A 10,814-nucleotide genomic window follows, 5' to 3' on the forward strand; every position below is an offset into this window, starting at 1 on the left:
GTGCACAAGGCCACCGTCTTGCGATGATGGCCCTGTTCGGAGATGAGACGGGTTAGGTAAGACAAACGCGCTCACCGTGCGCCGGGCAATCTGGACGCCGCCATCGGTTGGCTTTCAGAAATAGCTACCAAGAACCGGTAAAGGGAACCAGGAGTGGCAGCTTGTCATTGCACGATTTGCCAAGCAAAAAAGACGGCCATTCTAGTCGAAACTGCCCCTTGACGTCACGTGTCCAGCATGTCCCATTCTGAGCCAGTCACCCAACGAAGAGCAGACAACTTGCCATTGACCACTCCCCACTCGAAGTCATCTAGAACCAAGCTTTCCCGGCCATACTTCGACTCGATCTCAGCAGCCTTAGACTCCGCTCGATTACGAATGTCTTCAGGCGTGTCCGCCCATTCCTTCGGATGTTGTTCTTTCAGCACATGATGCCGTACCCACCAAACGCGCTCAAACATCTCCTGCGCTGCCGCGTGCAAATCAGACTCGTTTCGCAGGAGGATCATGGGCCATGGTTCACCACCAAGCTCTTCTTCATTCGGAAGCCATTCCACCTTGTCGCCGTTCGGCGACAGGCCGACAGGGTGCCCATTTGGTCCAAGCTCATCCTGGACCGGCCTGACACTGCTGATTGATTCGTCGGACGCGGTGACAATCTGCTGCCTGTACCTGTGCAGATCATTCGGAGTGATGCCGTGCTTCCGATGCGTCACGTACATCTCCGTTAATTTCCCCATCCGTGCGATTTGCTCATCTTCATCCGCACGGCTTATGGCCCGTTGCTCCTTGAATGCATCAAGGTCAATTTCGTTGGCTGTCTGAAGTTGGCGTCGCTTCACCGGCAACATCAACCAAGCCAAGACGAGGGTGATCGCGGCTGCGAGGGCTGCCGATCCCAGGTGAGTCAGCCATGGGGAAGGGTCGTTCATGTTGGCAGTTTACCCGGTTGGTGCTCAATCATTCGACTCCGCCGGTGATCAAGGACGGTACCTGAGCCGCGTGACCGCAAATGATGTGTGCTGTCCGCTGTCGGGCGCCGAACGGGCGGTGAGGTTGCTGGCGGGAAGGCAGGACCATGCCGGACGAACCGTCACTGGCACGGGGACGATCGCTTCAGCACCCAGCCCCTGTATGCGGCGATTGCTTGACGTGGTCGGTGCCCATACCTTGTACGGGTTCATCGGGACGCATCATAGCCAAACAACATGTTGGAGCCTCTTCCATGCCGGGTAAGGACATCGATTTTGACAAGTGGGGAATCGGCGAAACGATCGAGCGCAACTATCTCCGGGTCCCCGTCAATCAGCGGTCCTACGCCTGGCACCGAGAGAACGTGGATGATCTTTACGCCGATCTCCGCAACGCCATGAACCATGGCGACCCTGAATACTTTCTTGGCACGATGGTTTTTATTCGTTGCGACGACGGCACCTTGGAAGTTGCCGATGGACAACAACGCCTTGCCACCACGATCATCCTGTACGCCGCCTTGCGAGACTACCTCGCCGACGATCCATCACAGCGCCGACTTTACGAATCCATTTCCCAGCAATTTCTTTCCGCCTACGACATGCATTCGGATAGTGATCGGGCAAAGCTCAAGTTGAACACCAGCGACGATGACTACTTTTACCGCCGCGTCATATTGCCGCCAGATCACACCGATCGCATGGAAAAATGCGAATCACGTAAACCTTCCCATCTCCGGATCGAAGAAGCGGCGAAGTTTGCCGCAAGATGGGTTAGTCAGAAAATCACTGATGAGACGAAACCGGACCGCCAAATTGAGAATATTCGTTCGTGGATCACTTACCTAACCAAGTCCGCCCAAGTGATCGTGGTAATCGTTCCAGATGCAGCAAAGGCGTTTTCCATTTTCGAAACGTTGAACGATCGTGGTCTGAAACTGTCTCAGTTGGATTTGCTTAAGAACTACCTCTACGCCACCGCTGCTCAAAAAGACCGTCTCGACGACATTCGTTCTCGGTGGGACGAAATGGTTGGTACACTTGAAGCGAACGGCTTGGAAGAACGTTCGCTCGACTATGTCCGTCAACTATGGATATCGTTCCACGGACATGTCAAGGCTGATGACATTTTCTCACGCATCCGAAATTGGGCGAAGACACCCGGCAAGGTTGTTGAGTTCGGCGACATGGTAAGTCAAAACTCTGCTCCGTATGCCGCCATCATCAATCCGTCTCATCCATTGTGGTCGAAGAATCAGCACACCCATGCGACACGCGACTGCATTCGTATTCTTGGGGAAAGTTTGCGGGTCGATCGCATTCGCCCGCTTTTGCTATCCACGTTGATGACATTTGACCGTAAAGCCACCGAACAGACTTTCCGCTTGTGCGTTGCGTGGACGGTGCGATTCCTAATTGTCGGCGGGATTGGAAGTGGCACCATTGAGCAGTTCTATGCGAATGCCGCCCAAGAGATTCGCAGTAAGAAGATAACAACACCGAAACAGCTAGCTGACCAGATGAAGCGGCATGTGCCAGCAGATCGAGAATTTGAAGATCAGTTTGCCCGCGTAACCGTCTCTCGAAACTACACCGCACGTTATTACCTGTGGGCGCTGGAACTTGCCACCCGGGGCGACAAAGACCCAATGCTCGTCAACGCGGACGATCCCGATCGATTCGACCTCGAACACGTTATGCCCCAAAAGCCGTCCGGACAATGGTCGATCTCAGAAGAAGATCACTCCCAGTTGGTCAAGCGAATCGGCAATCTCACAATCCTCGAAAAAAAGATAAACTCAGATTTGAAAAGTGACGACTTCGACGTAAAACAGCCTGCCTACGCGAAATCATCGATCCATCTCACCCGAGGCCTGTCCGATATGACCGGTTGGAGCAAGCACGAAATTACTGCGAGGCAGACCAAACTCGCGGCATTGGCGCCGAAGATATGGACGCTGAATGTACGCGCATGAAGCAAGCCCGACCTGGATGCGGGGGTCGCGTCGCCCTCGTGGCGTGGCGGATCAGTCTTCATCTGGTTTGATCTCACCAATCGTATTGCCATTGCCAAACTTAATCTCAGCAGGTTTGAGAACAGCGCGAACACTAGCCTCTAGTGAAATTTGTGTCGGAACGAGAGGCCATGCGACGGTAGCCCCTTGACGCTGTCCGCTACGGATCACTTAGGTGATCCAAGCGGCGATCCGTTCGTCCATTTCGCGATCGAGTTCCCGCATCAGCGCCTCGTCCTCAGGGCTCAGGAACTGGCATCCCGAACCTGGGTCGCGCGCCGCTTCGTCACGATCATTTCCCGATCGTTGTCCGTCATCATTCCTGTCCGGGTTGTTTGATAAGTCGCTCATATATCAAACATCGACGCGTATTCCACAAGATGGCAGCAGTTCACGAATTTTCTGACGCCACTTCAATCGCCTTTTTCACTTTTCGCTTTCTCGGCCCAGTTAATTCCCGGCTTGACGGACATGACGTGTGGTGACGGGGTAGCTTGACGGTTATGACGATCGGTGAAGGTTCGACTGATCTGGTCGAAGCGGGTCGATCTTGGGTGCGATGTTCCTTATGGGGGCGTGCGGGCGCCTCCGTTCGATTAGTCAATACTGGAGACATCACATGCAAAATGGCCTCAAGCACCAGGATTCGGATGGCCATCTCGATCGTAATCAACGCCGAACCACCATCTGGTATGAATGGGAACACGATTGGGATGGGCGCGAGGAAGAGGTGCCCGAGCAATTCATCCAAGAAGTCATCGAGCAGATAACCGGCGACATGGTGGATATGCGAGACGTGCCCGCCCATTCATAGAGTCGTGAACTGCTGTGACAATTTTAGAAGGGGGTCAGTCTATAGAGAGAATCTATGGCATATCTCGAAGTCAATCCGACAGCACAGAAATCAAAGTCCAAATGCCAGTCGCAGAAGTACGACGTGTTCGCAGAAGCGGCGTGGCATGTCCTGTCTCCGTACATTGATCTGCGAGACTGTAATCGCCTCGTTCCGCGCAAGAACGAGGACGGTACAATCCGCTACGACACAGACGGCCGGGCAGAGACTGCGTGCGTCCCGCTGAACACCATTAGGCATTGGAGGTATGCAGCAGATGGTCGAGCCTGTACGTACGGCGAGGACGGCCGCATTGTGCCCGTCGCGGAGGTGGGACATGATCCAGATGCATTGGTCGGACGTTGCCGCTTCACGTTTGTGGGGCGTTCACATTTCCACGAGCATCTGCATCAAGTCAACGACCCATTTGGTGTTCCAAAGGTTTTATATTATCGGTCAGCGTTCAATGCCCAGTTTCGACTTGGACGAGGTAAATCTACAAAGAACCTGGCTCTCGCTCCAGTGCCATATGCAAAACTGCTCGACGTGCAGACAGGAGTCGTGCGTTCGTCACGATTACGATCTCTTCTGATCACCATCGATTTTGACTTCAAGCCGATTCGATATCCAAACGCCGTCAACGACGCCGCAGCGACGTGCCAGTGGTTCGTGGGCCGCTTCTTTCCAGGCGCTTACCATGAGCCATCCACGGGAGGGAATGGCCGTCATCTGTACCTGAAGGTTGCATATGAACCGCGCCCGAATCCGTGGATGGCCCTGGCAGACATGGTGGACGGCATCGGTCGCTGGCTGCAGTGGGCTGATGTGCAACGGCAGGACCAAGGATTTGTCACCAATGTTGATCCATTGGTCTGCGGTGCACCTTCGCTCATTCATTACGCTCCGGATGGCTCGATCGAGAAGATCGTTCGACCACAGTGTGTAAAGATGCCATCGTTTGGATGGGGACGTCCCATGGATGAACGCCTGAATGCTGTAAAGGCCTTCCATGAGGCACCTGTCTTCCTGCTGACCGCCTTTGATTGCCATTCCCTCTCTACTACTACACCCTGCTCTCTCTCTCCCCCTAATAGGTGTGCTAACCCCCCTGTCGGGGCTGCATATGAAGAAGAAGGAGGCGCCGAGGACAGGGCTGCGAGCAATGCACAACTGATTGAGAAGTACCGTGAGCACGGCCTCTGTGAGTGGCACGAGGTCAATCGACGTCCTCGAAAACGTGCGAGAACACCAGTGGAGGAACTGGAAGGGCTTCGTGAGATGCAAGACGCGAAGGAACGTACCAGACGGTTCTACGCACTGATGTGTCGGCAGCATGACCGGGTTCTTGCCCCTAACGAGGTGAACGACCTATACGTTGAGCACGCACTGAACCGCACCGCTGACCATGAGCGTCGTCTTGACCTATTTCGTGGACAGGAAGAGTGGTTTCAGGAGCACTTCCGTCCTGCGCTGAACGCTATGCCTTCCATGGAAGGCTTCAGTAAGGTCGAGGAGGCGTATTCGAATGCCATCGAATCACTACTGCCCGCCAACCTTGGTTATACGAAATCAAAGGGCAGAGGCAAAAAGACATTCAAACGAATTGCTGCGAGGGAAGTGGCCGCGATTTTTTATGCCATCGAGGTACTCAGCCGTAGGAGAGGCGGTGGATTTCTCGGTTACCGAGAGGCCGTAACGCTGTACAAGGAGATGATCGGGAAGAGTGCCGATCAGAATCGAATTGGCGTGATTCTACGTACCCTTCAGGAGATCAGGCTCATCGACATCGTCGCCCCAGGTGACTGGCAGACGGCGAAGGCGACAGTGTATCGGCCTTGCAGGAGCTTAAATACATCTCAATAATGCATCGCGCAGTCCATAAACGCGGTCATTTTGCAACAGGATGTGCCATCCCTCTCCGCCCTTGGCTGATGTATCGCGTGCTGTACATGATGTCATTGTGCATCGTGGTCGCTAAAGCGGGGCACACACAAAAGCGAAAATTCTGTGAGATTAAACTCTTCGTCTTGCGCGCGTTCATCGATTCAATCGTATTCGATGGGTCTACTTTTAGTATTCTGCGCTAAGATTTTGGACGACGTGCATTGGCGTCGTTCCCTCTTGTGCCGGTGGATTCGTTTTGGCCACGACTCAGAAATTGACGCTTTTGACGGTTGGGAAGTCTGGCTGCGCTGATCACGAAACCCCATAAGGTCGCACAACACGCCCTGAAATACCTGCTTCTTCAACCGAACGTGTCGGTCCAAGGTCCAAATCCGAAATGATCGTCGATCATCTACAGGCCTGCACCAGTTATATGGAGGCATTCGCTGGTTGCTTGCCCTTCAAGTGGCCAGCCGACCACGGACAAGCTCATAAACGTATCTATTCGGCACGTATTGCTGCCAGTAGGGGCGTGGGTCCAACTTGAGATGCTCGGCAATGGCGGCGGCAATTGCCGGGCTCCGGCTGGCGCCCTGCTCGCAATGGATGACATACACATCGACCTGGCCCTGGTGCTCTCGAACGAAACGAGCCAACTGCTCGGCATCGGCTCCACCCGTAGGGATGATGTTGGGCGGTATGCGGAAACCTGGGAATGGCTCCGCATCATGAAATCGCAGGCGGAGCACGGCACCACAACCGCTTGCCCGTGGGATACGTGCGGCGGGCCGTTCAGGGTCCGTCACCGAGATCACAGCGTACGTGCCGCGAACAACAATGCCACGTTCGATGGTCTGTCGGTCCGTCACGATGATTGTCATGTGTATCCTATGTACTAATACATTGGGCTCGTACGTAGGCGTGACTGGCCTTGCCTCGGCGCCGGGATACCCACGCGTCCAGGAGTCCCACCAAATAATGATGGGGGGGGTAGGGCGGGCTATCAGGCACAAGGTCCAACGGAACCCACCGATCCTAATTCGAATCGTGCTGTCTAACCGACCCTGATTCCGGTTGGGGCCGATCGTCACAGCGTCAGATAATCGGAGGAAGATTCGCTCGGCCGGGCGTGCAAATAGCGACCCGTCGTCGCGACGCTCGCATGCCCCAGTGTCCTTTGGACCAGATGGATGGGTGCCGATCGATCGAGCGAGTGGCTGGCATGGGCATGGCGGAGCCAGTGCGGCGAAACAGGTTTGTTGATACACGCACGATTGGCTGCACGGCGGACGATACGAAGAATCTGCGATCGGGACAGTTGCCCACTATTGCGACTGGTAAACACCGGAGCGTTCAAGTCTGCATCGTTGTCGAGACCTTGCAGTGCTTGCCACACCTGACCAGGCAATCGAATTGACCTCACCTTCCCCCCCTTACCGAGCACGCTGATCTGGCCCCCTCCGTCACGTTGATGACAATCTCGCCACGTCAGCGAGGCTGATTCCGAAACTCGCACGCCAGCGGCATAAAGGAGCAGAAGCAAGGCTCGATTCCGAGGATGGGCTTCAAGTGCGATCATTCGTTGCACTTGGGCCTCATCAATGATCCGTTCACTCAAGCGGTTGCGTACTGGCGGGAGATTGAGTGGCCGTGCCACGTCAAAAGGCAAGTACCCTAGCCGGTGACTAAAGGCGATCAACGACTTTGTAATGGCAAGAATTCGATGACGTGTCGTATCGGCCAACCCTTTCTGAACGAGGTGGTCAGCGAAAGCTTGAAGATCACCAAGGGTAATCCTGTGCAACGACTTGCCGATATAACGAAGCATCCGCTCAGCTTCGGCGCGATACACGGCTTGCGTCCCCTCGGCCCGTCCGTGGAGCCAGAGGCTGAGCAGTTGTTCGTCAGTATCCGCCTGAGGTGGGACAACCGCATGCTCGTCCTGACCATGGGGCACCTGGTCGCTCGCCTCGTTCGGCGAGTGCAACAAAACGCTTCTTTTGTTGCATTCTTTCGGACGCGCATCAGTCATAGTGGTGACACCTTTCGGGCAGGAACCGGGCGAACATCGGAACCCAATCAGACACATTCGTGGCGCCCGGCGAGCACAAACCGCCACCTTGCAGACACAGATCAGTCATCATTCTGGCGCCGAAGATGGCGAAAAACGGTCCTGAGGATGACTGGCTCGTCCACCGATGCAGTACCGCCGGGAAAGCAAGTGTGTACTGCCTCCTCAGCCTGGGCAGAGGTCACAGCAATCAGCCCGAGTCCCTGAAGCTGCTGCACCAAGCCATCAAAGGTCTTGTTGGTCTGGGCTTTCCGGCTTGGGTTCTTTGCCGGAGCAATGTCCTGACTACGCTGCTCGTAAAACACCACGTACTCGCCGTTCACGCCCATCTGCTCGTGTCGCACCACGAGGTTGGTCTGCTGCATGTCCCGCGTGTACAGCGGACGGCGGCCAGTGACCGTGTAGACCGGCGGCAAGAACACGCCCTTGCCGACCAACTCATAAAATCGAGCACGGGACAACTGAACCATCCGTGCCATTTCACTGACGGAGACAACGGATTTCAGTCGGCTCGACAAGGCGGTTTGGATACTACTCATGTTGGTCGCTCCAAGTGATGCAGATCGATAGCCCGAACCGATGTTGTTCACGATGCGGCGATGTCACTACGATCATCAGGTTGTTGGAGGTGCTCCCGTCCCCGTACGGTCAACGTGCGGCCTGCCTCTCCCTTCGCGATCAAATCAAGCCTCAGCAGGTCCGACTCGATGACCTGTTCGATGGTCTGGCGTGGCAGGCCGAGCCGTGTCGCCAGCACATTGAGGCGGACGGCGGCACCTGAATCAGCGAGCATGCGCAGGTATCTTTGCTCGATCGGATCGAGGCCGAGTCGGTCCACACCTTCGATCGCCAACGCGTCGCAAAGGTGTTGCATCGTAATGTTGCTGGCATCTTCGGCACGGGCGCTACGTCGTGCCGCATCGAGCAACCGCAACGCCAACCGAGGAGTCCCACGACCACGTTGGGCGATCGCCATGGCGGTCTCATCGGTCAACGTCCATCCCATGCGACGGGCGCGATTGGCGACGACCTGCATGAGTTCATCGACGCCGTAATGTTCAAGGCGGAGTACAAGCTTGAACCGGTCCCGCAACGGCTTCGCGAGATTCCACTCGTCCGTCGTGGCGCTAACGAACGTAAACGGCGGCAATGTGATGGACTGCCGTTTGCTTGTACGACCTGACGGGAGAAACAGCCGCCGTTCTTCAAGGCACCGGTACAGTGCGGTTTGAGCCGGGGGGATAAGCTCGTGGATTTCATCGACAAACACAACGTCCCCTTCGTCAGCCAAGAGCATCAGACCATGCAGATCGTTCGGAGCGTGAATGTTCTGCGCCAACTCCTCGTGCAAGGCGCCACCCAGTTCCTTCGCCACAATGGCCGACAACAGGCTCTTGCCCACCCCGGGCGGACCGACCAGGAGAACGTGAGGAAACGCCTGCACCGTCTCCCCCTGACGGGCAGCAGCGCGATCGTTGTAATGCGCATCAAGCGCAACACGAAGCTGGCGCACTGCCCGTTCCTGCCCGATGACATGGTTCAAGGTAGGCGGCGCTGCATCGTTGAGATCAAGATTCGAATGATTGCTGTCGGTCAACTCTCAGTCTCCAGGAGAAGAATGGTGGAGCGTCCATGCTCTTCCGTTACACAGATCAGTTGGGTGTCTCGACGCGATCGATAGACGCTGATAATCCGCCGGGCATAGCGGGGATCACCTCGGCGGGCCAGAGTTTCTTGATTGACGCGGGCCGACTCATCCGGGATGTCGCCCCAGTCCCGCCGTGCATGCCTCATGAAGAAATTCATCGGGCTTTCACCGGTCCGTTGAAGTTCCTGCAGAGTGCCCGTCGAGACCAGGAGCACGCCCAACTCAAACTGATCATGAATTGGGAGGTAGGCGAGTACATCCTTCCGCATCTGCGCCTCCATTGGGCATTGGAATGAATTATTGGAACCAGTACCGTCATTCGATGCCGAGCCACTCACACAGTGCCTGGGGCCGGGGACGCCTCCAGAGGAGACGTTCTTCTCCCTTGTGCAGACGAGTCACTTCCCGCACGCACGGCGGCCAGACCATGGCACCAGCAGGATGATTGCTCTCTCGGAGGATGGCCACGCAGACGAGGCTCTGGCGGACGTATCCGTAGACCATGGGGCTCAGAGTACCGATGCGCGGTTGCCGAATGCGCACGATCCAGTTTTCCTTTCTCGCCCGTTCCAACTGTTCAGCCAAAGCAGAGGGCGTCCCTGTGGGGCAGTAGATCGGTCCACCACAGACTGCATAAATGCCCAAGCATGGAGACCGACTCACGGTAGTTTGGGACATGACGAAGTCTCCAAGCGCGTAACTGCGAGTGATAGGTACACGCTAAAGACGGTAAAATGGGAACAATCTTCCGGTGGACACAGCATGGTCTAACCGATCCTATTTATTGCGTCGCGGAAGGCAGCAAAAATGCTTGCTCAACACATGCTGCCCCCCTAATCTTGGTGTCATGGCTCAACGTACGATTACACAACCAAGCCACGTTTCGGTGCAGACCCTCACCCGGCGCGAGCAGGCTGAGCGGCAGCGGCTCGAAGACGTTATCGCCACAGCCGCTACCTGGGCCAAGCTTGAGGCCGAGTCGCTGCTGACGATCCGTGAACGCAAACTTTATCGATCGACTCATAAATCGTTCGGGGCCTACGCGTATGACGTATGGTCAATGAGCCGAGCCCATGCCAACCGACTCTGCGCCTGGGCAGAGGTGATCAACAACGTGTCTCCAATCGGAGACACCTACCCGCAGCGGGAGTGGCATGCGCGACCGCTCTACGGGCTCACGCCGGGCCAGCAACGCCAGGCGTGGCGAGCCTACACCAGCCGCAGCAAGGCCGGTATCGGTGCGTTAGTGGCAGCGTGCAATCAAGTGCGGTGCCGGATGCACCGCAAGCAGGATCATCAAGCGCGGGCAACGCGCCTGGACAATGCTCGGGTGATTTGTGCGGATGTACTCGATGGGCTTGAGCAGGTTGAGGACGGAAGTGTGGGATTGGTG

At 56.0% G+C, this 10,814-nt stretch carries 11 protein-coding genes; 4 read left to right on the plus strand and 7 right to left on the minus strand.

Translation table 11 applies throughout. From position 1 onward, the window contains the following. Positions 1-224: 224 nt before the first annotated feature. A complete protein-coding gene (locus ACERK3_14130) occupies positions 225-932 on the minus strand; it encodes a hypothetical protein (protein ID MFA9479423.1) in 708 nt (235 codons plus the stop codon). Between the two features lie 293 nt (positions 933-1,225). Here ACERK3_14130 and ACERK3_14135 point away from each other — a divergent pair, with 293 nt between their 5' ends. Then, positions 1,226-2,947: a DUF262 domain-containing protein gene (locus ACERK3_14135; GenBank protein MFA9479424.1), complete on the plus strand. Its 1,722-nt coding sequence runs from the start codon at positions 1,226-1,228 to the stop codon at positions 2,945-2,947. Between the two features lie 210 nt (positions 2,948-3,157). On the opposite strand, the gene ACERK3_14140 is transcribed toward ACERK3_14135, so the two are convergent. Then, positions 3,158-3,337, minus strand: a complete 180-nt coding sequence (locus ACERK3_14140; protein ID MFA9479425.1) for a hypothetical protein — start codon at positions 3,335-3,337, stop codon at positions 3,158-3,160. 268 nt (positions 3,338-3,605) lie between these two features. On the opposite strand from ACERK3_14140, the gene ACERK3_14145 reads away from it, so the two are divergent. Next, positions 3,606-3,800, plus strand: a complete 195-nt coding sequence (locus ACERK3_14145; GenBank protein MFA9479426.1) for a hypothetical protein — start codon at positions 3,606-3,608, stop codon at positions 3,798-3,800. 54 nt (positions 3,801-3,854) lie between these two features. Next, the gene (locus ACERK3_14150) at positions 3,855-5,681 is read left to right on the plus strand and encodes a hypothetical protein (protein MFA9479427.1); all 1,827 of its coding nucleotides are present in this window, start codon (positions 3,855-3,857) and stop codon (positions 5,679-5,681) included. A 482-nt stretch (positions 5,682-6,163) separates the two neighbouring features. On the opposite strand, the gene ACERK3_14155 is transcribed toward ACERK3_14150, so the two are convergent. The 5 genes from ACERK3_14155 to ACERK3_14175 form a co-directional block, all read right to left on the minus strand. Continuing rightward, positions 6,164-6,583: a hypothetical protein gene (locus ACERK3_14155; GenBank protein ID MFA9479428.1), complete on the minus strand. Its 420-nt coding sequence runs from the start codon at positions 6,581-6,583 to the stop codon at positions 6,164-6,166. Between the two features lie 206 nt (positions 6,584-6,789). Continuing rightward, a complete protein-coding gene (locus ACERK3_14160; protein ID MFA9479429.1) occupies positions 6,790-7,734 on the minus strand; it encodes a tyrosine-type recombinase/integrase in 945 nt (314 codons plus the stop codon). 101 nt (positions 7,735-7,835) lie between these two features. Next, positions 7,836-8,312, minus strand: coding sequence for a hypothetical protein (locus tag ACERK3_14165; GenBank protein ID MFA9479430.1), 477 nt, complete (start codon positions 8,310-8,312; stop codon positions 7,836-7,838). A 47-nt stretch (positions 8,313-8,359) separates the two neighbouring features. Further along, positions 8,360-9,370: a Holliday junction DNA helicase RuvB C-terminal domain-containing protein gene (locus ACERK3_14170; GenBank protein MFA9479431.1), complete on the minus strand. Its 1,011-nt coding sequence runs from the start codon at positions 9,368-9,370 to the stop codon at positions 8,360-8,362. Further along, positions 9,367-9,690, minus strand: coding sequence for a hypothetical protein (locus tag ACERK3_14175; GenBank protein ID MFA9479432.1), 324 nt, complete (start codon positions 9,688-9,690; stop codon positions 9,367-9,369). Before ACERK3_14175 ends, ACERK3_14170 begins: the two co-directional genes overlap by 4 nt. A gap of 578 nt (positions 9,691-10,268) precedes the next feature. On the opposite strand from ACERK3_14175, the gene ACERK3_14180 reads away from it, so the two are divergent. Further along, positions 10,269-10,814: hypothetical protein (locus ACERK3_14180; GenBank protein ID MFA9479433.1), on the plus strand; the 546-nt coding region annotated here is incomplete at its 3' end.

The sequence above is a fragment of the Phycisphaerales bacterium AB-hyl4 genome (assembly GCA_041821185.1).
In the GTDB taxonomy this organism is placed as follows: Bacteria; Planctomycetota; Phycisphaerae; order Phycisphaerales; family Phycisphaeraceae; genus Natronomicrosphaera; species Natronomicrosphaera hydrolytica.